A 23,940-nucleotide genomic window follows, 5' to 3' on the forward strand; every position below is an offset into this window, starting at 1 on the left:
GCGTGGCACCGGACAGGTCACCGACGGATCTCCCGACGGGTCAGCGGACTGCGGCCCTGCGGTACGCCCAGGTCGCCACGGCCAGTGAGAGCACGCCGACCGCCCCGCACACGGCGAGGTCGCCGAGGACCAGCGCCCAGTCGGGATGCGGCGCGAAGGTCCGCGCGAGGGCCTCGACACCGTACGTCGACGGCAGCAGGTCCCGGACCACCCGCACCGCCTCCGGCAGCCGCTCAGCCGGCAGCACGCCCAGCAGCAGCGCCGCCGACATGCCCAGCTGGCCGAGCAGCGTGGCGAACTCGGGCCGCGGCGCGAGCAGTCCCAGGGCGGCCCCCAGCCCGGCGAGCGCGGCACCCGAGAGCGGGATCACCGCGACCAGCACCCACAGATGCGCCATCGGCAGCCCGAACAGCACGCACCCGAAGCCCGCCGTCACCACGGTCCCCGGCACCGTGAACGAGGCGTAGGCGCCGGCCGTGCCCAGCACCACCGCGGCCGGCGGCACCGGCAGCGTCGCGTAGTGGTCGAGTCCGCCGCTGGCCCGCAGTTGTCCGAAGTACTGCGCGAGGAGGTTGAGCGCGACGAAGGCGACGACCAGGACGGCCGACCCGGCCACCACCGCCCGCGCCTCGGAGCCGCCGTCCACGACCCCGCGCATCAGGACCATGATCCCTACGGACTGGAAGGTCGCCACGAACAGCAGCGGGATCCGTGCCACCCGCGCCCGGGAGAGCTGCGCCCGGTACACGGCCGCCAGCGACGGCCACAGCCGTGCCCGGGGCCCGAGCACGGCCGGTTCCGGCGTGGTCTCCTCACCGGCCAGGACGGCGCCCGGCAGGGCATCGGCGGGTACGACACTCACGTCGCGCTGCTCCCCTTCGCTCGGAGGTTCGCCCGGATCCACTCGGCAGTCGTCCTGTTCCGTACGGATACGGCGCCCTGTGCGCTCAGGGGCCCGCCGCTCACGCCTTCACCAGCCCCTGCATCACGGCACCGCCCAGTGCCAGGTACACGTCCTCCAGAGTGGGCGTGGTGAGCGTGAAGTCGTCCAGGGCGGCGAAGGCGGCGCCGCCGGTGACGGTGGCGACGACGGTACGGGCCTCCTCCGGTCCGAGCCGCAGCGTCCAGCGGCGGCCGGACTCGACGGCGCGGTCCTGGAGTGCGGCGACCTCCGGCACGTGCAGCGGGGCCGCCTCGCGCCACACCAGGTCGACCCGGACCTCGCCCGCGACCTGCTCCTTCAGCCCGGACGGGCTGTCGCAGGCGATCACCCGGCCCCGGTCGAGCACGGCGACACGGTCGAGGACGGTCTCGGCCTCGATGACGTTGTGGGTGACCAGCAGCACGGTGGTGCCCTGCTCGGCCCGGCGCCGGTCGACGGCGGCCCATACGGCGCGCCGCGCCACCGGGTCCATGCCGGCGGTGGGTTCGTCGAGCACCAGCAGGGGCCGCTCGCCGACCAGCGAGGCGGCGAAGCAGGCCAGTCGGCGCTGGCCGCCGGACAGCTTTTTGAGGGGGCGTGCGGCGATCGGGGTGAGCCCGAGTTCGTCGAGGACGTCGTCGCGCTCCGCGCACGCCCGTTTCCCGTCGAGGCCGCGCAGCCGCGCGGTGGTCTCGACGGCGAGGGACACGGTCAGCTCGTCGAGGGCGGTGGACTCCTGCCCGAGGTAGGCGAGGATCCGCGCGGCCCGCTGGGGGTGGCGCACGATGTCGTGGCCGAGGATCCGGACACTGCCGCGGTCGGGCCGCATCAGCCCGGTGATCTGGCGGACGAGGGTGGACTTGCCGGCACCGTTCGGCCCGAGCAGTCCGAAGATCTCTCCGCGCCGGACGTCGAGGGCGACGTCGTCGGTGGCCCGGACCTCGGGGGTCGCCGGCACGCCGCGGCGTCCCCGGGCCGCCGGATAGGTCTTGGTCAGCCCGCGCACCGCGCACACGATGTCACCATCGTGCCGGAATGCCTGTGCCGCGCGCGTACTCACAAGGAACGAGACTACGTGGTCCGCGCCCCCGCTTCACTCCCGGGTCGACCGGCCGCCCCGAATCCCCGGTAGGACGACGAACCTGCCGCAAGGCACCGGCCCGGACGCCGGGTCAGTCCCCGACCGGGGTGCGTTCCGTCCCCGTACGTACGTCCAGCTCGCGCCAGAAGCCCGCACGGATGGCGTACCGGTCGCGTTCGTCGATCTGGTCGTCCTTGTGGGCGAGCAGGCCGAAGCGGGCGGCGTAGCGCAGCAGCTCGCCGTCGACGCGGTGCGGGATGCGGGGGTACATGCCGGACAGCTTCTGGATGCCGCTCGGCTCCCCCAGCCGCTCCACCCAGCGGCGGGCGAAGACCTGCCCCACCTCGAAGGGGTCCCCGCCGACCGTGGTGATGTCCTCCTCGCGGTCGGCCCACCGCTGCTCCGCCGTGGTCAGCTGGGCGAGCGTCGGCATCGAGGCGGCTTCGGGCGGCTCGGCGACGGGCCGGTCGACCCAGCCCTTGTCGGAGGACCAGCGCAGGGTGGCGGACTGCGGCTGCTGGGGGTGGGAGTGCGTGGCACTGGGGCCGCGCAGGGCCGCCAGGTCCTTGGGGGTGGGCACGCCCTTGGCCGCGGGGGCCCGGTCGCCGGTGCCGTTGTGCCCGGTACCGGCCGGGTGCGGCGGCTCGTGCGCGTCCGGCTCCTCCTCCGGGGCGTGCGCGGACTCCGGCAGGGGGGCGGAGAGGATGGCGGCGATCTCGGGGCGGGCCGTGGGAGGCGGGGCGCACACGCCGGAGTAGTCCTTGGCCCGCACCGCCTTGGTGATCCAGGCACGGTCCAGCACCCGGCGTTCGTCGGCCTCGGCGACCAGGTCCTCGGACTGGTTGTAGTCGCCGTCGGCGGCCTGGACGGCCCACAGGTGGACGGCGACGCCGTGTTCCTTCGCCGCCATCATGCCGGGCAGCAGATCGCCGTCGCCGGTGACCAGGACGATGTCGGAGCAGGCCCGGTTGCGGGCGAGCTCGGTCAACTCGGCGTGCATGGCGGCGTCGACGCCCTTCTGCGCCCAGCGCCCGTCGCTGCGGGTGAGAGCGCCCAGCCGGACGGTGACCCGGGGCATCACCCGCAGCCGGCGGTGTTCGGGCTGCGGCACCCGGTCGGGGGCGCCGTCGAACCAGTAGATGCGCAGCAGGGGCCGGCTCGTGTCGGACTCGGCGCGCTCGCGCAGTCCTTGGATGAGGGCGGCGTGATCGACGGTGATCCGGGACCGCGAGGGCTCCCCGGCAAGGAGACTGGCGGCGGCCCCCAGCAGATACCCGGCGTCCACCAGGACGATGCAGCGGTCCACGCGTTCCACCCTCTTTCCGGGAGGTTTGCTTCGGGCTTGCTTCGAGTCTGCCTGACCGCGCCGGGGTTAACGGCCCGAACTCGATCTTCGGCGTGGCGTTTCCACACTTCCTTCGCCGACCCACCCTGTCACACACGGTAATTGTCCGACATGCGGCGACCGTTCCGCCATGTGAGTCTGATCCCGGTCCTGGCCCCAGGGCCCCTCGCTCGGACCGGGCCCCGCGAGCCCGGCAGGCTCCGAACGAAAGGCCCTACATCCCCACAGGAGGCATCACCATGGCCAAGAACAAGAACCGTGAACGGAAGCAGCCGCAGACCGGACGCGCACAGCAGACGGCGCAGCATTCCTCCGCCGAGCCGCAGACCGAGCAGTACGGCCCGCAGATCACTCCCGGAGACGTTGCCCGCAAGGGCAGGGAGAAGCGTTTCGGCCACAACTGACGCCCGCGCGGCGGGCTCTTGAGTCACCGCACACGGCATACGCGCAGGGGTGTGCCCGTCACCGGGCGCACCCCTCCTGACCGTCGGCCCCGTCGGTCCCCTCCGCGTCGGTCGTCCGCCCCGGCCCGCCGGGCGGGCAGGCCCTAGCCCGCCAGGCAGGACGGGCCGAGGAGGACCTTGAGGTCGCCGAACAGGGCGGGGTCCGGCTTCACCCGGTGCCGGTCCAGACGCAGCACCGTCGTCTTCGTGGGCCCCTGGAGCTTGATGCGGACCTCGCTGTCGCCCCTGTGGTGGCCGAGGATCTCGCCGAGGCGGCTGACCATCGGCGGGGTGACCCTGGTCGCCGGGATGGTGAGCACGACGGGCGCGTTGGTGCCCGCGTTGGACAGGTCGGGCACCTGGAGCTCCATGGCGACCAGGCGTGGCACGTCCTCGCGCTTGTCGAGCCGCCCCTTGACGAACACCACGGCATCCTCGACGAGTTGGGTCGAGACGAGCTGGTAGGTCGCGGGGAAGAACATGCACTCGAGGGAGCCGGCGAGGTCCTCCACGGTGGCGATCGCCCAGGCGTTGCCCTGCTTGGTCATCTTGCGCTGGAGGCCGGAGATGATGCCGCCGATGGTGACGACCGCGCCGTCGCCGAAGTCGCCGCCGGTGAGCTGGGAGATCCCCGCGTCGGCCTTGTCGGACAGGACGTGCTCCAGCCCGAACAGCGGGTGGTCGGAGACGTAGAGCCCGAGCATCTCCCGTTCCTGCGCGAGCAGGTAGGTCTTGTCCCACTCGTCGTCGGCGAAGGTGACGTCGAGACCGAAGCCGGGCTCGGTGGTCTCCTGCTCTCCCATGCCGCCGAAGAGGTCGAACTGCCCCTCGGCCTCCTTGCGCTTGACCGCGACCACGTTGTCGATCATCGGCTCGTACTGGGCGGTGAGGCCCTTGCGGGTGTGCCCCATGGAGTCGAAGGCGCCCGCCTTGATCAGCGACTCCGTGGTGCGCTTGTTGCAGACGACGGCCTCGACCTTGTCGAGGTAGTCCGGGAAGGAGGCGTACTTCCCCTTGGTCTTGCGGGACTTGATGATCGACTCGACGACGTTGGTGCCGACGTTGCGGACCGCGGACAGGCCGAAGAGGATCACGTCGTCGCCCTGTGCGGCGAAGTTCGACTCGGACTCGTTGACGTTCGGCGGGAGCACCTTGATGCCCATGCGGCGGCACTCGTTGAGGTAGACGGCCGACTTGTCCTTGTCGTCCTTGACCGAGGTGAGCAGCGCGGCCATGTACTCGGCCGGGTAGTTCGCCTTCAGGTACCCGGTCCAGTACGACACGAGTCCGTACGCGGCGGAGTGGGCCTTGTTGAACGCGTAGCCGGCGAAGGGGACCAGCACGTCCCACAGGGCCTGGATCGCCTCGTCGCTGTAGCCGTTCCTGCGGGCGCCCTCCTGGAAGAGGACGAAGTTCTTCGCCAGTTCCTCGGGCTTCTTCTTGCCCATCACGCGGCGCAGGATGTCGGCCTCGCCGAGCGAGTAGCCGGCGATGATCTGGGCGGCCTTCTGCACCTGCTCCTGGTAGACGATCAGGCCGTAGGTGACCGACAGCACCTCCCGGAGCGGCTCCTCCAGTTCCTTGTGGATCGGGGTGATCTCCTGGCGGCCGTTCTTGCGCTCCGCGTAGTTGATGTGCGAGTTCATGCCCATCGGGCCCGGCCGGTAGAGGGCCGAGACGGCGGAGATGTCCTCGAAGTTGTCGGGCTGCATCTGGCGGAGCAGCGAGCGCATCGGACCGCCGTCGAACTGGAAGACACCGAGGGTGTCGCCGCGGCAGAGCAGTTCGAAGGTCTTGGGGTCGTCCAGCGGGAGGGCGAGCATCTCCAGGTCGATGCCCTTGTTGGCCTTCACCATCTTGATGGCGTCGTCCATGATCGTGAGGTTGCGCAGGCCCAGGAAGTCCATCTTCAGGAGGCCGAGCGACTCGCACTGGGGGTAGTCCCACTGCGTGATGGTCACGCCGTCGGTGTGCCGCACCCAGATCGGGGCGTGGTCGACGATGGGTTCGCTGGACATGATCACGCCGGCCGCGTGCACGCCCATCTGCCGCACGAGGCCCTCGACGCCCTTGGCGGTGTCGATGACCTTCTTGACGTCCGGCTCGTTCTCGTACATCGCGCGGATCTCGCCGGCCTCGCTGTAACGCGGGTGCGAGGGGTTGGTGATGCCGTCGAGGTCGATGCCCTTGCCGAGGACGTCGGCGGGCATGGCCTTGGTGAGCCGGTCGCCCATGGCGTACGGGTAGCCCAGCACGCGCGCGGAGTCCTTGATGGCGTTCTTGGCCTTGATCTTGCCGTAGGTGCCGATCATGGCGACCTTGTCGGCGCCGTACTTCTCCGTCACGTACCGGATCACCTCGACGCGCCTGCGCTCGTCGAAGTCGATGTCGACGTCGGGCATGGAGACGCGCTCGGGATTGAGGAACCGCTCGAAGATCAGGCCGTGCGGGATCGGGTCGAGGTCGGTGATGCCCATCGCGTACGCGACGATCGAGCCGGCCGCGGAGCCGCGGCCGGGGCCGACCGCGATGCCCTGCTTCTTGGCCCACATGATGAAGTCGGCGACGACGAGGAAGTACCCGGGGAAGCCCATCGAGATGATGGTGTCCATCTCGTACTCGACCTGCTTCATGCGGTCCTCGGGGATGCCGCCGGGAAAGCGGCGCTCCATGCCGCGCATCGTCTCCGCGCGGAACCAGGTGACCTCGGTGTAGCCCTCCGGGATGTCGAACTTGGGCATCAGGTCGCGCTTCTCGAACATGCCCGTGGTGTCGACCATCTCGGCGATCAGCCTGGTGTTGGCGCAGCCCTGCTGCCAGGCGTCGGAGGAGTCGATGGCGTACATCTCGTCGGTGGACTTGAGGTAGTAGCCGGTGCCGTCGAACCGGAAACGGTCGGGGTCGGAGAGGTTCTTGCCGGTCTGGATGCACAGCAGCGCGTCGTGCGCGGTCGCCTCGTTCGCGTACGTGTAGTGCGAGTCGTTGGTGACCAGGGGCGGGATGCCGAGCTTCCTGCCGATCTCCAGCAGCCCGTCACGGACCCGGCGCTCGATCTCGATGCCGTGGTCCATCAGCTCCAGGAAGTACCGCTCCTTGCCGAAGATGTCCTGGTAGTCGGAGGCCGCCTTGAGCGCCTCGTCGAAGTGGCCGAGGCGCAGCCGGGTCTGGACCTCACCGGAGGGGCAGCCGGTGGAGGCGACCAGCCCGGTGGACCACTTGGCGATGGTCTCCTTGTCCATCCGCGGCCACTTCTGCAGCCAGCCCTCGGCGTACGCGTCGGAGGAGAGCCGGAAGAGATTGTGCAGGCCCGTGCTGTCGACCGCCCAGATCGTCTTGTGGGTGTAACCGCCGGAACCGGAGACGTCGTCCCGCTTCTGGTGCGGCTGGCCCCACTGGATCTTGCGCTTGGTGCGCCGCGACTCGGGCGCGACATAGGCCTCGATCCCGATGATCGGAGTGACTCCGGCCTTCTGCGCGCTGTGGAAGAAGTCGTACGCGCCGTGCAGGTTGCCGTGGTCGGACATGGCGATGTGGCTCATGCCCATCTCGTTGCAGGCGTTGAACATGTCCTTGAGCCGCGCGGCACCGTCCAGCAGCGAGTACTGGGTATGGACGTGCAGGTGCGTGAACGGCGTCTTCGACACGGTTCGGCCTCCAGGGAGAACTCTCGGCGACGGGCTTCGGACCGCCTGCCGACAGTCCGGGGACAGCGTCAAAGTCTATGCCCCGGCACTGACACCCGAGGGCTTCCCGGACGTACCTTCGGGCATGTGGCGCGGGCACTCCCGTGACGCGTCGCGCGTTGGACGGGGGACGGATCAGCCGTCCCCGGAACATCCCGTACCAGGAGGCACCCAGCGATGTCGGTCCCGCAGCTCGACGACGAGCACCGCGGCGAGGAGATCCTCGCCGTTCTCGACACCGCCTTCGGCGAGCTCCTGGCCGCCGACCCCGCCGCCTTCCGCGTGAAGTTCCGGAAGATGGCGGCCTCGGCGTTCGCGTTCTACCGGGGCACGGCGTGCCTCTTCTACCACGATCTGGACGCCGGGAACGCCGGGCGGGGCGGTGGGAGGACGTACCGCGGCCCCTACCTGGACGAGCGGACGTCCCGGGTGTGGATCCACGGAGATCTGCACGCGGAGAACTTCGGCACGTACATGGACTCCAACGGCCGTCTGGTCTTCAACGTCAACGACTTCGACGAGGCCTACGTCGGTCCCTTCACCTGGGACCTCAAGCGCTTCGCCGCCTCCATGGCGCTGATCGGCTACGCGAAGGCGCTCAGCGACGAGCAGATCACCGAGCTGGTGCGGACCTACACGGCCGCCTACCGGGAGCGGATCCACGCGCTGGCGACCGGTGCGAAGAGCGACGAGGTGCCGCCGTTCACCCTGGACACCGCGCAGGGGCCGCTGCTCGACGCGCTGCGCGACGCCCGCTCGCTGACCCGGTTCGGGCTGCTGGACTCGATGACCGCCATCCGTGACTTCGAGCGCCGCTTCGCCTCCGGCGGCGGCGCGGTGGAGCTCGACGCCGCCACCCGCTACAAGGTCCTCGCCGCCTTCGACGGCTACCTGGAGACGCTGCCGGACGCCTCACTGGCCCGCCCGGACTCCTACCGGGTGAAGGACGTCGTGGGCCGCCGGGGCATCGGCATCGGCTCGGCCGGACTGCCGTCGTACAACATCCTGCTGGAGGGGCACAGTGACGCCCTGGAGAACGATGTGGTGATCTACATCAAGCAGGCGCAGCACCCGGCAGTCTCGCGGCACATCACCGACCCGGCGATCCGGGACTACTTCCGGCACGAGGGCCACCGCACGGTGATCTCCCAGCGCGCCCTGCAGGCGCACGCCGACCCGTGGCTGGGCTGGACCGAGCTGGACGGCGCGGGGCAGCTGGTCGCGGAGGTCTCGCCGTACGCGGTGGATCTGGACTGGGGCGACATCGACGAGCCCGACGAGATCGCCCAGGTCGTCGCCGACCTCGGCCGGGCCACGGCCACGATGCACGCGGCGGCGGACGACACCTCCGGCGAGTCCCTGGTGCCGTTCTCCACCGAGCGTGCCATCGACGCGGCGATCGCGGCCGACGAGGACGGGCTCGAGCCGCTGCTGGTCGACTTCGCACACAGCTACGGCGCCCGCGCGCGCGGCGACCACCAGATCTTCCTGGACCTGTTCCGCAACGGCAGGATCCCGGGCCTGTGATCCCGGGCCTGTGATCCCGGGCCTGTGATCCCGGGCCTGTGACCCTCCTCCCGGCCGGGGCCGCCCCGGCCGGGTGATTCCCGCCAACCGGAACCCTTTAGGGATCCCTTACCCGAGCGCATGACAGACTCGCTCCCACCATGGACATATCCGGAGCCCCGCTCAGAGCCGTACGCGCGGCGCTGTTCACGACCGTGGTCGTGGCCCTCAGCACCGCGTCGCACGTGCTGCTGTCCGGGGCTCCCCTGCCGTTGAGCACGGTGACGGTGATCGGCGTCGCCGTGTTCGTCCTGGCGTACGCGCTCGCGGGCCGGCAGCGCTCCTTCGGGCGGATCGCCGCCCTGCTGATCCCTCTGGAGCTGGCCGCCGACACCGTCTTCACCGCCGGCCAGCACGTCTGTTACGGCCGGATGGGCGGCCCCGTCGCGGGCCCGCTGCGCTCGGTCGGCTTCGACGTGCTGTGCGGCGACGGCGCGGGCGTGGGCACCCCGCTGACACGGGTGGCCGACACCGCGGCCCACGGGGGCGACCGGTTCGCCGGGGTGCTCGCCCAGGCCGACCCGGCCACCGCGTGGCTGCTGCTCGGCGCGCACATCGGCGTCGGGCTGTTCGCCGCCGCCTGGCTGCACCGCGGCGAGCGGGCGCTGGCCCAGCTGCTGGGCGCGGCGACGGCGACGGCTTCGACGGCGGTCCGGCCGCTTCTGCTCGCTGTCGCCGCCGTGGCCGTGCCCCGCGCCCCGGAGATCCGCCGGCCGGCCTGTCCGGACCACCGGACCACCACCGCGGTGGACCGGATCCTCGTGCACTTCCTGGGACGGCGTGGACCGCCGTGCTCCACCGCCCTCGCCTGAGACGGCTCAGTCCTTTGGCGTCGGCGCCGTGTCCGAGCACCCGTAGTCCCCCATACATATCCCGCACACACTGTGCGCGTCCCCAGTGGAGAGCATCACCATGAGCAAGCGGAACACCCAGGCGGCGAAGACGGCGGCCCGTGAGCGTCTGCGCGTCGAGCGCGAGCGCGAAGCCAAGAAGGCCAAGGTCAAGCGTCAGCTGATCGTCGCCGGTTCGGTCGTCGGCGTCCTCGCGATAGCCGCCGGCATCGGCTACGCCGTCGTCCAGGCCAACCAGCCCGGCGCATGGGAGGCCGCCGCCGACGCGAAGCTCGTCAAGCCGGCCAACACCAGCGGTGAGAACGGCACCACCGTCGTCATCGGCGAGGACACCGCGAAGAAGACCCTGGAGCTGTACGAGGACCCGCGCTGCCCGATCTGCGCCTCGTTCGAGCAGACCGTCGGCGGGACGATCGACAAGGACGTCGCGGACGGCAAGTACAAGGTCCAGTTCATCGGCGCCTCGTTCCTCGACCGCAACCTGACCGGCGAGGGCTCCAGGAACGCCCTGAGCGCCCTGGGCGCCGCGCTGGACGTCAGCCCCGAGGCGTTCCTCCACTACAAGGCCGCGCTGTACTCGGCCGAGTTCCACCCCGAGGAGAGCGAGGACAAGTTCAAGGACGACTCCTACCTGATCGAGGTGGCGAACTCCGTCGAGGAGCTGAAGGGCAACAAGGAGTTCCGGACGGCCGTGGAGGACGGCACCTACGACAGGTGGGCGCTGGAGATGTCCGACAAGTTCGACAGCAGCGACGTCCAGGGCACCCCCACGCTGAAGATGGACGGCGAGAAGCTCACCGGGTCCGACGGGCAGAACGCGCCGATGACGGTCGCCGAGTTCACCGCGGCGATCGACAAGGCGCTCAAGGCCTGATCCCGGGATCCGGGGGCGTGCGGGCGGGGTTCGGTCACGGCCGGCCGGCCGCACGCCGAAGAGCGGGCGAACTTTGGCGAGTTCGCCCGCTCTGGCATGTACCGGTCAGTAGCCTGATCGGCTGTGACCACTCGACACAGATCATCCGAGAGCACCGCACCCGCCCCGGCCGGCGTCATCCCGGCCCCCGCCACCGCGGACCCCGGCGTCCTGTCCCCCCGCCGCCGGTCCCTCGTCAAGGCGGCCGCCGCGAGCGCGGTTCTGGCCGCACCGCTCACCGCCGCGCCGCCCGCCCGCGCCGCCACCGCCGCGGCCCCCGTCTTCCTGCACGGTGTGGCCTCCGGCGACCCGCTGCCGGACGGCGTCCTGCTGTGGACGCGCGTGACGCCGACAGCGGAGGCGATACCCGGCTCGGGACTCGGCCCCGACACCGAGGTCGCCTGGACCGTCGCCCGGGACAAGGCGTTCACCACCGTCGTCGCCAAGGGCTCGGTCCGCGCCACCGCGGCCACCGACCACACCGTCAAGGCCGACATCCGCGGCCTCGCGCCGGCCACCGACTACTGGTTCCGCTTCTCCGCCGGCACCGCCGACTCCCCCGTCGGCCGCACCCGCACCGCCCCGGCCGCCGACGCCGCCGTGACCGGTCTGCGCTTCGGTGTGGTCTCCTGCTCCAACTACGAGGCCGGGCACTTCTCGGCGTACCGCCACCTCGCGGCCCGCGGCGACCTCGACGCCTGGCTGCACCTCGGCGACTACATCTACGAGTACGCCTCCGGCGAGTACGGCACGCGCGGCAGGACCGTCCGCGCGCACGCGCCCGCCCACGAGATCGTCTCCCTCGCCGACTACCGCGTCCGGCACGCGACGTACAAGACCGACCCCGACCTCCAGGCACTGCACGCCAAGGCGCCGGTCATCGCGATCTGGGACGACCACGAGATCGCCAACGACGCCTGGTCCGGCGGCGCCGAGAACCACACCGAGGGCGAGGAGGGCACCTGGGCCGCACGTCAGGCCGCCGCCAAGCGCGCCTACTTCGAGTGGATGCCGGTACGTCCCGCGATCGCCGGCACCACCTACCGGCGGCTGCGCTTCGGCAGGCTCGCCGACCTCTCGCTGCTGGACCTGCGCTCCTTCCGCTCCCGGCAGGTCTCCGTGGGCGACGGCGACGTCGACGACCCGGACCGTACGCTCACCGGCCGCGCCCAGCTCGACTGGCTGAAGTCGGGGCTGTCGGCGTCCGACACCACCTGGCGGCTGGTCGGCACCTCGGTGATGATCTCGCCGCTCGCTCTCGGCGCGCTCCCCGCCAGTCTGCTGAAGCCGGTCGCCAAGCTGCTCGGCCTGCCGCAGGAGGGCCTGGCCCTCAACACCGACCAGTGGGACGGCTACACCGACGACCGCCGGGAACTCCTCGCCCATCTGCGGGCGAACGCGATCCGCAACACGGTCTTCCTCACCGGCGACATCCACATGGCGTGGGCCAACGACGTGCCGGTGAAAGCGGGCACGTACCCGGCCTCCGGCTCGGCGGCCTCCGAGTTCGTCGTGACCTCGGTCACCTCGGACAACCTGGACGACGCCGTCACGGTCCCCGAGGGCACCGTCACCACGATCGCCTCCCCGCTGATCAAGGCCACCAACCGGCACGTCCGGTGGGTCGACACCGACCGCCACGGCTACGGCGTGCTGGACATCACGCCCACGCGGGCGCAGATGGACTACTACGTGATCTCCAGCCGCACCGACCCTGCCGCCACGTCCAGGTGGACGCGCTCCTACCGGACGCTCGACGGCACCCAGCAGGTCGAGCGCGCCGACCGCCCGGTCTGACCCCGCGCGGTCGTCGTCAGCCGTTCTCCAGCGTCCCGAGGAAGCCGAGCGCCACCCGCCAGGTGGCCTCGGCGGCCTCCTCGTCGTGGTCCGGCAGGCCGGGGTCGGTGTAGAGGTGGCCGGCCCCGGCGTACCGGTACACCTCGACGTCGGCTCCGGCGCGGCCCATCTGCAGATACCAGGCGCTCAGCCAGTCGTCGGTCTCGAACGGGTCCGGCTCGGCGACGTGGAGCTGCACCGGCAGGCCGTCCACCGTCGCGTTCGCCGCGATGTCCGAGGTGCCGTGCAGGAGCAGCAGCCCGCGCGCCCTGCCGTCGCCGAGGGCCAGCGTCTGGGCGACGGAGGCGCCGAAGGAGAACCCGGCGTACACCAGCCCCCGCTCCGAGTAGGGCGCGGCGGCGAGCACGGCCCGCCTCAGCAACTCGTCCCTGCCGATGGACTCCTGGTGGGCCATGCCCTCCTCGACCGTGTCGAACGTACGGCCCTCGAAGAGGTCGGGCGTCCACACCTCGTGTCCGGCGCCGCGCAGCCGGTCCGCGGCCGCGGACACCGCGGGCCGCGGGCCGTAGGTCGAGTGAAACAGCATGATGTTCATGACGCCCATGGTGCCAGCCGGGCACGACAGCCGGTGCCCGCCGGTGTGCCGGACCGCGGCACGGGCCGTACCCACGACGCAGCGGATGTCACATGTTCACTCCCTCCGAGGCCGGTTAGGTTCGGGGACATGGAAGACGTGCTCCGCCCCCTGATCGTGTTCGGCGGCACGGTCGTGCTCACCCTGGTGCTCGGCTATGCCACCGACCGACTGCTGCGCAAGGCCGACGCCCGGCACCCCGAGACCCCCATGTGGGGGCTGCTCCGGCGCGGCCGCATCCCCTACCAGCTGCTCGTCTGCGCGGCCCTGCTGAGAGGTTCGTTCAGTGAGGCGAAGCTGTTCGAGGACAACCGGGCCACCGTCGAACGGATCCTGGCACTGGTGCTGATCGGGTCGGTCGCCTGGCTGGTGATCCGGATCGCGGCAGCCGTCGTCGAGACCTCGTACACCCGGTACGCCAACGTGCACCGTGAGCGCGACCCGGCCAGGGTCCGCCGGGTGCGCACCCAGGTGACGCTGATCCGGCGGGTCGTCTCGGCGATCGTCGGAGTGGTGGCGGTGGCCGCGATGCTGTTGACCTTCCCCGCCATGCGGGCGGCCGGTGCCTCGCTGCTGGCCTCGGCGGGCATCCTCGGCATCGTCGCCGGTGTCGCCGCCCAGTCCACCCTCAGCAACCTCTTCGCCGGGCTGCAGATCGCCTTCGGTGACATGGTGCGCATCGGCGACACGGTCGTGGTGGACGGCGAGTGGGGCACGGTCGAGGAGATCACCCTGACCTTCCTCACCGTGAACACGTGGGACGAGCGCCGGATCACCATGCCGGTGTCGTACTTCACGTCCAAGCCGTTCGAGAACTGGTCCCGGGACAGCCCGCAGATGACCGGCACGGTCCACTGGCACCTCGACCACCGGGCTCCGCTGGACGCGATGCGCGAGCGGCTGCGCGACATCCTGCGCGAGTGCCCGGCCTGGGACGGCCGCGCCTACAACCTGACCGTCACGGACACCACGCCCAGCAGCATGCACGTGCGGGCCCTCGTGACGGCCAAGGACGCGAACGACATCTGGACGGTACGGGTGGAGGTCCGTGAGCAGATGATCCGCTGGCTGGCCGAGCAGCACCCCTACGCCCTGCCCCGGGTCAGCACCGCCCCGGCCGACGCGGCGCCGGCCCTCGACAGGAACCACCACTCCCCCGTCGGTGCCGTCGGCATCCCCCGTCCCCCCGGCCTGCCCGGCCCCTCCGGCCCTCCGGACGGCGAATCCGCGGCCCACAGCACTCAGGACGCGTCGCAGGAGTACTGACGGCGTCTCAGTGGCCGCGTTCGGCACCGCCGTTGACCTGGATGATCTGCGAGGTGACGTGTGCGGCGCCCGGGGAGGCCAGCCAGTGCAGAGTGGCGGCCACGTCCCCGGGCGTCCCGGCCCTCCCGTCGGCGGTCTCGGCGACCAGTTCCGCCCGCCGCTCCCCGTCGATGCCCTCGCCGAAGAACGCGGTGTCCTCGGTGTAGCCGGGCGCGACCACGTTCACCGTGATGCCGTGCGGACCCAGCTTCCGGGCGAGGTCGTGGGCGTACGGATGCAGCCCGGCCTTGGCCGCCGCGTACGCGACCTGCCCGGAGCCCCGGTAGGCGGCGATGGAGCTGAGGAACAGCACCCGCCCGCCGGGCTCGGCGAGCCGGTCCCCCAGGGCCTCCGTGAGCAGGACGGCGGTCAGCAGGTTGAGCCGGAAGTTGACCGTCCAGTGGCGGGCGAGGGCATCGAGCGGGTCGTCCGCCCCGGCCCGGCGTTCGAGGAGACCGTTGCCCCCGGCGCTGTGGATCAGCACGTCGACGGCCCCGAACTCCCGGCCGACGTGGTCGGCGACGCCGCGCACGGCGACCGGATCGGCGAGGTCTGCGGCGTACACCTCGGCGCCGCGCACCTCGGCCCCGGCCCGTTCCAGGACCTCCCCGCGGCGCCCGAGCAGCAGCACCCGGTCCCCGTCGGCGGCGAACACCCGTGCCGCCGCCAGCCCGATCCCCGTACCGCCTCCGCTGATCACCACGTTCCGCGTCATGCCCCGACCTTACGAACAGAACGCCGCATCGCCACGCGAACTCACCGCACACCGCGCACACCGCGCACACCGAGCCGGCGCGGCACCCGGCCGCGGAACGCGTCCGGCTACGGAGACCCGCCGGTCACAGAGCGCGCCGCATGGCCCGGTGCGGCATCCCCGCGTCCGGGAACTCCGGCCCGTACGCCACGTACCCGAGCCGCTCGTAGAACCCCAGGGCGTGGGTCTGCGCGTGCAGGTCGACGGCGGTGAGACCGCGGGCGCGGGCCGCCTCCTCGATGCCCCGCACCAGGGCGGCCCCGACGCCGAGCCCCCGCGCCCGACGCGTCACCGCGAGCCGCCCGAGGGAGCCGACCGACGCGTCATCGCCGGTCTTCGCCGCGGCTGCCCCGCCGTGCAGCAGCCGTCCGGTGCCGAGCGCCGAGCCGTCCTCACCGGTCGCGAGCACATGCACGGCGCCGGCGTCGTACGCGTCGTACTCCAGGTCCTCGGGCACTTTCTGCTCGGCGACGAAAACCTCCTTGCGCACCGCGAAGCACGCCTGACGGTCGCCGGGTTCCACCGCCTCGCGGACCACGTACGGGGTGCTCACGCGTAGGTCTCCTCCCGCACCAGGTCGAGCGCCTGACGCAGGTCCTCGGGGTAGTCGCTGGTGAACTCCGCCCACAGGCCGTCGCCGGGGTGCTCGAAGCCGAGCCGCACGGCGTGCAGCCACTGGCGGGTGAGGCCGAGCCGCTTGGCGAGCGTGGGGTCGGCACCGTAGGTCAGGTCGCCGACGCAGGGGTGCCGGTGGGCGGCCATGTGGACGCGGATCTGGTGGGTGCGGCCGGTCTCCAGCTTGACGTCGAGGAGCGAGGCGGCGCGGAAGGCCTCGACGAGGTCGTAGTGCGTGACGGAGGGCTTGCCCTCGGCGGTGACCGCCCACTTGTAGTCGTGGTTCGGATGCCGCCCGATGGGGGCGTCGATGGTGCCGCTGGTCGGGTCGGGGTGGCCCTGGACCAGGGTGTGGTAGCGCTTGTCGACCGTGCGCTCCTTGAACTGGCGCTTCAGCGACGTGTACGCGTACTCCGACTTGGCGACCACCATGAGGCCGGAGGTGCCGACGTCGAGGCGGTGCACGATGCCCTGGCGCTCGGCGGCGCCGGAGGTCGAGATGCGGTACCCGGCGGCGGCGAGACCGCCGATCACGGTCGGTCCGGTCCAGCCCGGCGAGGGGTGGGCCGCGACGCCGACCGGCTTGGCGATCACGACCACGTCGTCGTCGTCGTGCACGATCTCCATGCCCTCGACGGGCTCGGCGACCACCCGCACCGGGGCCGGCGCCTGCGGCATCTCCACCTCGAGCCAGGCGCCCCCGCTCACCCGCTCCGACTTGCCGACCACCGATCCGTCGACCGTGACCTTCCCCGCGGCGGCGAGTTCGGCCGCCTTGGTCCGGGAGAAGCCGAACATGCGGGAGATGGCGGCGTCGACGCGCTCGCCCTCCAGTCCGTCGGGCACGGGCAGGGTTCGGATCTCGGGAATCGTGCTCACCCGTCGAGTATGCCGGACCGGTCCGGCAACTCCGTACGCGCGCTCCCGGTCCTGCTCAGTCCTTGTGGACGGTCCCGTCCGGGTCGAGGCCCCGGAAGGACAGCAGGACGATCAGGATGCCGCCGCAGACGATCGCCGAATCCGCCAGGTTGAAGACGGCGAAGTGCTTGGGTGCGATGAAGTCGACGACCGCGCCCTGGAAGACTCCCGGGGAGCGGAAGATCCTGTCCGTGAGGTTGCCGAGGGCACCGCCGAGCAGCAGGCCCAGCGCGATCGCCCAGGGCAGGCTGTACAGCTTGCGGGCCAGCCGGATGATCACCACGATCACCGTCGACGCGATCAGCGTGAAGATGACGGTGAAGGCTTCCCCGAAGCCGAACGCCGCGCCCGCGTTGCGGATCGCCTCGAACCTCAGCCAGTCCCCGACGATCTCGACGGGCTCGTGGTGCTCCAGCTTGGCGACCACGATCATCTTGCTGATCAGGTCGAGGGCGTAGGCGACGACGGCGACGGCGAACAGCACGGCCACGCGCCGCTTGCCACGGGGTGTCCCGGCCGCCGGCTCCGTCTCCGCGCCCTGGGCATCGGCCCCGTCGAGCCCGGCTCCGTCGAGCCCGGCCCCGTCGAGCCCGGCCCCGTCCTGCTCGGTCCGGGCCTGCCCGGTCCGGTCCGCGTCCGGGGTGTCCGGCGTACCGATGATGCGCTCCGCCTCTGCCACGTGAGTCCCTCAACCTAGGTACCTGACTGAGGACGAGGGTACGGCACACCCAGTGCGTCCCTCGTGCTCAGGCGGCGTACGACGGGGCTCAGTACCGGCGCTCCTGCTTCTGCTTGCACTCGACGCACAGGGTGGCCCGGGGGAAGGCCTGCATCCTGGCCTTGCCGATCGGGTTGCCGCAGTTCTCGCACAGGCCGTAGGTACCGGCGTCCAGCCGCTGCAGGGCGCGCTCGTACTGGGTGAGCATCTCGCGCGCGTTGGCGGCGAGCGCCAGTTCGTGCTCACGTGTGATGTTCTTCGTGCCGGTGTCGGCCTGGTCGTCGCCCGCCCCGTCGCCGGAGTCCCGCATCAGGCCGGCCAGCGACCGTTCGGACGAGGCGATCTCCTCGCGCAGCCGCAGCACCTCGGCCGTCAGTTCGGCCCGCGCGCCCTCGACCTCTTCCGGTGTCCAGGGCTCCTCGCCCGGACGCACGGCGAGGTCGCCGGGCTCCACTGCCGCGAACCGCGCCTTGGGCACGGCGGTCTTCGCCGCCGTCGCCGTGCCAGGAGTCTTCTTAGCACCCACCGTCGTCGCTCCCGTCTGCGTCGCGGCCTCGGCCGCACCCGCGTCAGTGGCCGTGCCGTGCCCGGCCGTGTCCTGTGTGCCCCCGCTGGTCCCGGTGGTGCCCGTGTCCGTACCGCCCTTGCGCGCGACGGCCGCCTTCCTCCGGCGGCTCTTGCCCTCGGCGGCTTCAAAGGCGCCCTTTGGGGCCGCGGACGCCCCGTCCGCCGGCTTCGCCGCCGCGGCCTTCCCGGCCTTCGCTCTGCCTGCCGTCGGCTTCCCGGCCCCGGTCTTGCCGGCCCCGGTCTTCCCCGCCGCGTTCTTTCCCGCCGTGCTCTTCCCCTCCGCGGCCTTCACCGGTCCGGCCTTCCCGGCCGACTGCTTCGTGGCCGCCTTCCCCGTCCTCCCCGCCGTGTCCTTCCCGGTCCGCGCCTTCGCTGTCGCCTTCGTGTCCTCCCGGGACTCCTCGGCGGACGCGGCCGTGCCGGACGCCGACTGCTGTACGGCGGTCTTCTTCGCCACCATGGCCGGGGCCCCTTTTCACATGCTGTGATCTCGCGCGCAATCGTGCTGGGACGATAAATCGACTCGGGTCCCGCGGCAACGGGGCGCACCGCCCGATCGCCCGCCCCGCGGACGCCGCGCGGCGGACCTTCATGCGTTGTGCCCAGCTCCCCGCCGGGTATGCCACCAAGTCGGACGTCGCAGAATCCGAACACCCGTACCGCGCCATTCGGTGGTATGTCACGCCATGCGCGACTCGTACGGAATGCGCACGGGCCCCACCGTGCCCCCGCCCGGACACTCCACCCGTCGCCCCCGGAATAACCGGTCGGCCGCTGTCCGCCGCGCGCCGTACACTGGGCGGAGCGAAAAGCGTGGATGGGGACGAGTAGCGGCGTACGCAGCCCAGAGCGACCCGGGGACGGTGTGAGCCCGGGGGCGAGCGCGACGCGAAGATCACCCCGGAGCCGCCGGAGGAAAGCCGCAGCCCACGACAGCGGCGAGTAGAACCGGCATCGCGACCCCAATGAGGGGGCCGACCGGCGCACACGGCGCGCCGGGGAGCCAAGGAGGGTGGTACCGCGGGAGCGCGCCGACGGCGGCGCAGGGATCGACACAGCTCTCGTCCCTCCGGACGGAAGGCAGCAAGTCCGCCGGAGGAAACCCGCTGATGACAACGCCGACGTACCGACAGGTGCCCGCCCAGGTCGACCTGCCCGCTCTCGAGCACGCGGTGCTCGACTTCTGGCAGGAACAGAAGATCTTCGCCAAGAGCCTGGAGCAGTCCGAGGGCCGCCCCGAGTGGGTGTTCTACGAGGGGCCGCCCACCGCCAACGGCATGCCGGGCGCCCACCACATCGAGGCGCGCGTCTTCAAGGACGTGTTCCCCCGCTTCCGCACCATGCGCGGCTACCACGTGGGCCGCAAGGCCGGCTGGGACTGCCACGGCCTCCCGGTGGAGCTGGCGGTGGAGAAGGAACTCGGCTTCTCCGGCAAGCAGGACATCGAGGCGTACGGCATCGCCGAGTTCAACGCCAGGTGCCGCGAGTCGGTGACCCGCCACACCGACGCCTTCGAGGAGCTCACGACCCGCATGGGGTACTGGGCCGACCTCCAGGACCCGTACCGCACGATGGACCCGGAGTACATCGAGTCCGTCTGGTGGTCGCTGAAGGAGATCTTCGACAAGGACCTGCTGGTCCAGGACCACCGCGTCGCCCCCTGGTGCCCCCGTTGCGGCACCGGCCTGTCCGACCACGAGCTGGCACAGGGCTACGAGACGGTCGTCGACCCGTCCGTCTACGTCCGTTTCCCCCTCACCTCCGGCCCCCTGGCCGGCGAGGCCTCTCTCCTGGTGTGGACGACCACGCCGTGGACGCTGGTGTCCAACACCGCGGTCGCCGCGCACCCCGAGGTCACCTACGTCGTCGCGACGAAGGGCCCCGAGGGCACGGAGAAGCTCGTCGTCGCCGAGCCGCTGGTCGCCAAAGCCCTCGGCGAGGGCTGGGAGACCACCGGCGAGACCTTCACCGGCGCCGAGATGGAGCGCTGGACCTACCAGCGGCCTTTCGAGTTCGTGGAGTTCCCGGAACCGGCGCACTACGTCGTCAACGCCGACTACGTCACCACCGAGGACGGTACGGGCCTGGTCCACCAGTCCCCCGCCTTCGGTGAGGACGACCTCAGGGTCTGCCGCTCCTACGGCCTGCCGGTGGTGAACCCGGTCCGCCCGGACGGCACCTTCGAGGAGGACGTCCCGATGGTCGGCGGCGTCTTCTTCAAGAAGGCGGACGAGAAGCTGACCGAGGACCTGGCGGCCCGCGGCCTGCTGTTCAGGCACATCCCCTACGAGCACAGCTACCCGCACTGCTGGCGCTGCCACACCGCGCTGCTCTACTACGCGCAGCCCTCCTGGTACATCCGCACCACGGCCGTCAAGGACCGTCTGCTCGAGGAGAACGAGGGCACCAACTGGTTCCCGGACTCGGTCAAGCACGGCCGGTACGGCGACTGGCTGAACAACAACATCGACTGGGCGCTGTCCCGCAACCGCTACTGGGGCACCCCGCTGCCGATCTGGCGCTGCGAGGACGACCACCTCACCTGCGTCGGCTCGCTCGCCGAGCTGACCGGGCTCACCGGCACCGACCAGTCGGGCCTCGACCCGCACCGCCCGTTCATCGACGAGATCACCTTCGCCTGCCCGCAGGACGGCTGCGGGAAGAGGGCCACGCGCGTACCGGAGGTGATCGACGCCTGGTACGACTCGGGTTCGATGCCGTTCGCGCAGTGGGGCTACCCGCACAAGAACAAGGAACTGTTCGAGAGCCGCTATCCGGCGCAGTTCATCTGCGAGGCCATCGACCAGACCCGCGGCTGGTTCTACACGCTGATGGCGGTCGGCACCCTGGTCTTCGACAAGTCCTCGTACGAGAACGTCGTCTGCCTCGGCCACATCCTCGCCGAGGACGGCCGCAAGATGTCCAAGCACCTGGGCAACACCCTGGACCCGGTCCCGCTGATGGACCAGCACGGCGCGGACGCGGTCCGCTGGTTCATGGCGGCCGGCGGTTCCCCGTGGGCGGCCCGCAGGGTGGGGCACGGCACCATCCAGGAGGTCGTCCGCAAGACGCTCCTGACCTACTGGAACACCGTCGCCTTCCAGGCGCTGTACGCGCGTACGTCCGGCTGGGCACCGTCCGAGGCCGATCCGGCACCCGCCGACCGCCCCCTGCTGGACCGCTGGCTGCTCTCCGAACTGCACGCGCTCACCGACCAGGTGACCCGGGCGCTGGACGGCTACGACACCCAGCGCGCCGGCAAGCTGCTGTCCGCCTTCGTCGACGACCTGTCCAACTGGTACGTGCGCCGGTCCCGGCGCCGCTTCTGGCAGGGCGACAAGGCCGCGCTGCGCACCCTGCACGAGGTCGTCGAGACGGTCACCAAGCTGATGGCCCCGCTGACCCCGTTCATCACCGAGCGGGTCTGGCAGGACCTGGTCGTGCCGGTCACCCCGAACGCCCCGGAGTCGGTCCACCTGTCCTCCTGGCCCGAGGCCGACCTGACGGCGATCGACCCGGAGCTGTCGAAGCAGATGGTGCTGGTGCGCCGCCTGGTGGAGCTGGGGCGGGCCACCCGCGCGGAGTCGGGCGTCAAGACCCGCCAGCCCCTCAAGCGCGCCCTGATCGCGGCGGGCGGTTTCGGCGCCCTCCACCCCGAACTGCACACGCAGATCACCGAGGAGCTGAACGTCGAGTCCCTGGCGTCCCTGTCCGAGGTGGGCGGCTCGCTGGTGGACACGACGGCCAAGGCCAACTTCCGTGCCCTGGGAAAGCGGTTCGGCAAGCGCGTCCAGGACGTCGCCAAGGCCGTCGCGAGCGCGGACGCCGCCGCGCTGTCCCTGGCGCTGCGCGAGGGCACCGCCTCGGTGGAGGTCGACGGTGAGACGGTCACCCTCGCCCCGGACGAGGTGATCATCACGGAGACCCCGCGCGAGGGCTGGTCGGTGGCGTCCGACGCCGGTGCCACGGTCGCTCTGGACCTGGAGATCACCGAGGAGCTGCGCCGCGCCGGCCTGGCCCGGGACGCGATCCGGCTGATCCAGGAGGCCCGCAAGAACAGCGGTCTGGACGTGGCCGACCGGATCGCCCTGCGCTGGACGGCGAAGGACGACGCCACGATCTCGGCCCTGACCGAACACTCCGGCCTGATCTCGGACGAGGTCCTGGCCACGGTCTTCGTGAATGAGCACGGCGCCCGGGACGAGGCGGACGGCACCTACGGACAGCCGTTCACCGACGAGGGCCTGTCCCTGACCTTCCGTCTCCGCAAGGCGTGAGGCCCGGCGGGTAGTCCACACCGGCGCCCAGCGCGTCCCGCACCACCTGGTGCGCCGAAGGGTCCGGGTCCGCCGAGAACGACGCGGCGGCCCGGGCCCTTCGGCGTTGCGTCCTGCGGACAACTGCCCCGTACCTCGAACAACCACCGCAAAGGGGCCCGAACGCGCGCAGCACAAGGGCGGGGCCCCGGGTTCTCGAACCCGGGGCCCCGCCCTGAACGCTGTCGGCCGCTACGCCGTACTCATGGCCATCAGGCCGTCAGTTGTCGTCCTCGTCGATCAGGAACCCGCGCATCGGCGAGGGCGCCTGGCCCATCGGCGACGGCCCCTGCGGACGCACCGGCGCCATGGGCTGGGTCATCGCCGGCTGCATCTGCTGCTGACCGCCGCCGTACGACGGGCCGGACTGGCCGGGACCGCCACCCATCTGCTGGTTTCCGCCGTAGGACGGCGCACCGGCACCGGCCGGAGCCATGGAGGGCGCCGGGGACGGCGGCAGCGACGGGGCGGCGGGCTGACGCGGCGGGGCGAGCGAGTCGTCCGCCTGGGTCTCCAGCTGACGCAGCTGCGACTCCAGGTAGGACTTCAGCCGCGTGCGGTACTCGCGCTCGAAGCCGCGCAGGTCCTCGACCTTGCGCTCCAGCGTGGCGCGGGCGGACTCCAGGGAGCCCATCGCGACGCGGTGCTTCTCCTGCGCGTCCCGCTCCAGGGCGTCCGCCTTGGCACGGGCGTCCCGCTCGAGACCCTCGGCACGCGAACGCGCCTCGCCGACGATCTTGTTGGCTTCGGAACGGGCCTCGGCGATCGCCTGGTCGGCGGTCTGCTGGGCCAGTGAGAGCACGCGGGCCGCGCTGTCTCCGCCGGGGCCGCCCTGCTGTCCGGGAAGGCCGGGGGGGCCTCCCATGGGACCACCGGGGCCACCCATCGGGCCGCCGTGGCCCATCTGCCCCTGCATCGGGCCGCCCTGGCCCATCTGGCCCTGCATCGGGCCGCCCTGGCCCATCTGCCCCTGCATCGGGCCACCCTGGCCCATGGGGCCGCCCTGACCCATGGGGCCGCCCTGACCCATGGGGCCGCCCTGACCCATCGGGCCGGGACCCTGCGGACCGCCCTGACCGCCGGGGCCGGCGGGCAGCTGCGGCGCACCGCTCGGCAGCTGGGGCGGACCACCCATGGGGCCACCCATCTGCTGCTGCGGCGGGCCCGATATGCCGGCGGGCACCGGACCGCCGTGACCTCGCATGCCCTGCTGGGGCATCCCCTGGGGCGGCCCCTGCTGCTGCTGTTGCTGCTGTTGCTGCTGGTCCTGCTGTTCCGGAGGCTTGCGCATGTTCTGCTGGTTCTGGGCAGCAGCGCGCGTGGCCGCGGCCAGTTTGGCGCGCAGGTCCTCGTTCTCGCGGAGCAGGCGCGTCAGTTCGGCTTCGACCTCATCGAGGAAGGCATCGACCTCGTCCTCGTCATAGCCTTCTCGGAGGCGGACGGTCGTGAACTGCTTGTTCCGCACGTCCTCGGGGGTCAACGGCATCTCTTCACCTCAACGTAGTCATCGGC

At 71.4% G+C, this 23,940-nt stretch carries 18 protein-coding genes; 7 read left to right on the top strand and 11 right to left on the bottom strand.

What is annotated here, in order from left to right:
* Positions 1-40: 40 nt before the first annotated feature.
* From ACWZEH_RS07895 to ACWZEH_RS07905, 3 genes are all read right to left on the bottom strand, one after another.
* Positions 41-862, bottom strand: coding sequence for an ABC transporter permease (locus tag ACWZEH_RS07895; protein ID WP_456196886.1), 822 nt, complete (start codon positions 860-862; stop codon positions 41-43).
* Between the two features lie 100 nt (positions 863-962).
* Positions 963-1,937, bottom strand: coding sequence for an ABC transporter ATP-binding protein (locus ACWZEH_RS07900; RefSeq protein WP_456199492.1), 975 nt, complete (start codon positions 1,935-1,937; stop codon positions 963-965).
* A gap of 157 nt (positions 1,938-2,094) precedes the next feature.
* Positions 2,095-3,309, bottom strand: a complete 1,215-nt coding sequence (locus ACWZEH_RS07905) for an NYN domain-containing protein (protein WP_456196887.1) — start codon at positions 3,307-3,309, stop codon at positions 2,095-2,097.
* Between the two features lie 278 nt (positions 3,310-3,587).
* Between ACWZEH_RS07905 and ACWZEH_RS07910 the strand changes: the two genes are divergently transcribed.
* Positions 3,588-3,752 carry a hypothetical protein gene (locus ACWZEH_RS07910; protein ID WP_456196889.1) on the top strand — a complete coding sequence of 55 codons (165 nt, stop codon included), beginning with the start codon at positions 3,588-3,590 and terminating at the stop codon, positions 3,750-3,752.
* 143 nt (positions 3,753-3,895) lie between these two features.
* On the opposite strand, the gene dnaE is transcribed toward ACWZEH_RS07910, so the two are convergent.
* On the bottom strand, positions 3,896-7,435 hold the full coding sequence (gene dnaE, locus ACWZEH_RS07915; protein ID WP_456196891.1) for a DNA polymerase III subunit alpha: 3,540 nt from the start codon (positions 7,433-7,435) through the stop codon (positions 3,896-3,898).
* Between the two features lie 216 nt (positions 7,436-7,651).
* Here dnaE and ACWZEH_RS07920 point away from each other — a divergent pair, with 216 nt between their 5' ends.
* From ACWZEH_RS07920 to ACWZEH_RS07935, 4 genes are all read left to right on the top strand, one after another.
* Positions 7,652-9,001 carry a DUF2252 domain-containing protein gene (locus tag ACWZEH_RS07920; protein ID WP_456196892.1) on the top strand — a complete coding sequence of 450 codons (1,350 nt, stop codon included), beginning with the start codon at positions 7,652-7,654 and terminating at the stop codon, positions 8,999-9,001.
* A gap of 140 nt (positions 9,002-9,141) precedes the next feature.
* Positions 9,142-9,852, top strand: coding sequence for a hypothetical protein (locus tag ACWZEH_RS07925; RefSeq protein WP_456196893.1), 711 nt, complete (start codon positions 9,142-9,144; stop codon positions 9,850-9,852).
* A gap of 100 nt (positions 9,853-9,952) precedes the next feature.
* Positions 9,953-10,765: a thioredoxin domain-containing protein gene (locus tag ACWZEH_RS07930; RefSeq protein ID WP_456196895.1), complete on the top strand. Its 813-nt coding sequence runs from the start codon at positions 9,953-9,955 to the stop codon at positions 10,763-10,765.
* Between the two features lie 123 nt (positions 10,766-10,888).
* A complete protein-coding gene (locus ACWZEH_RS07935) occupies positions 10,889-12,601 on the top strand; it encodes an alkaline phosphatase D family protein (protein WP_456196897.1) in 1,713 nt (570 codons plus the stop codon).
* A 16-nt stretch (positions 12,602-12,617) separates the two neighbouring features.
* Here ACWZEH_RS07935 and ACWZEH_RS07940 read toward each other — a convergent pair whose 3' ends face one another.
* Positions 12,618-13,196: a dienelactone hydrolase family protein gene (locus ACWZEH_RS07940; protein ID WP_456196899.1), complete on the bottom strand. Its 579-nt coding sequence runs from the start codon at positions 13,194-13,196 to the stop codon at positions 12,618-12,620.
* A 129-nt stretch (positions 13,197-13,325) separates the two neighbouring features.
* On the opposite strand from ACWZEH_RS07940, the gene ACWZEH_RS07945 reads away from it, so the two are divergent.
* Complete coding sequence (locus ACWZEH_RS07945; RefSeq protein WP_456196901.1) at positions 13,326-14,501, top strand: mechanosensitive ion channel family protein; 1,176 nt, start codon at positions 13,326-13,328, stop codon at positions 14,499-14,501.
* A 7-nt stretch (positions 14,502-14,508) separates the two neighbouring features.
* Here ACWZEH_RS07945 and ACWZEH_RS07950 read toward each other — a convergent pair whose 3' ends face one another.
* The 5 genes from ACWZEH_RS07950 to ACWZEH_RS07970 all read right to left on the bottom strand — a co-directional run bounded on the left by ACWZEH_RS07950 (position 14,509) and on the right by ACWZEH_RS07970 (position 18,572).
* The gene (locus tag ACWZEH_RS07950; RefSeq protein WP_456196903.1) at positions 14,509-15,255 is read right to left on the bottom strand and encodes an SDR family NAD(P)-dependent oxidoreductase; all 747 of its coding nucleotides are present in this window, start codon (positions 15,253-15,255) and stop codon (positions 14,509-14,511) included.
* Positions 15,256-15,379: 124 nt separating this feature from the next.
* A complete protein-coding gene (locus tag ACWZEH_RS07955; protein ID WP_456196904.1) occupies positions 15,380-15,847 on the bottom strand; it encodes a GNAT family N-acetyltransferase in 468 nt (155 codons plus the stop codon).
* On the bottom strand, positions 15,844-16,788 hold the full coding sequence (locus tag ACWZEH_RS07960; RefSeq protein WP_266072087.1) for an RluA family pseudouridine synthase: 945 nt from the start codon (positions 16,786-16,788) through the stop codon (positions 15,844-15,846). Before ACWZEH_RS07960 ends, ACWZEH_RS07955 begins: the two co-directional genes overlap by 4 nt.
* Before the next feature lie 55 nt (positions 16,789-16,843).
* On the bottom strand, positions 16,844-17,506 hold the full coding sequence (lspA, locus tag ACWZEH_RS07965; RefSeq protein ID WP_456196906.1) for a signal peptidase II: 663 nt from the start codon (positions 17,504-17,506) through the stop codon (positions 16,844-16,846).
* Between the two features lie 88 nt (positions 17,507-17,594).
* On the bottom strand, positions 17,595-18,572 hold the full coding sequence (locus ACWZEH_RS07970) for a TraR/DksA family transcriptional regulator (protein WP_456196907.1): 978 nt from the start codon (positions 18,570-18,572) through the stop codon (positions 17,595-17,597).
* A 649-nt stretch (positions 18,573-19,221) separates the two neighbouring features.
* Between ACWZEH_RS07970 and ileS the strand changes: the two genes are divergently transcribed.
* Positions 19,222-22,389, top strand: a complete 3,168-nt coding sequence (ileS, locus tag ACWZEH_RS07975; RefSeq protein WP_456196909.1) for an isoleucine--tRNA ligase — start codon at positions 19,222-19,224, stop codon at positions 22,387-22,389.
* 259 nt (positions 22,390-22,648) lie between these two features.
* Here ileS and ACWZEH_RS07980 read toward each other — a convergent pair whose 3' ends face one another.
* Positions 22,649-23,914 carry a DivIVA domain-containing protein gene (locus ACWZEH_RS07980; RefSeq protein ID WP_456196910.1) on the bottom strand — a complete coding sequence of 422 codons (1,266 nt, stop codon included), beginning with the start codon at positions 23,912-23,914 and terminating at the stop codon, positions 22,649-22,651.
* Between the last annotated feature and the right edge of the window lie 26 nt (positions 23,915-23,940).

Source organism: Streptomyces yamdrokensis, from assembly GCF_053890455.1.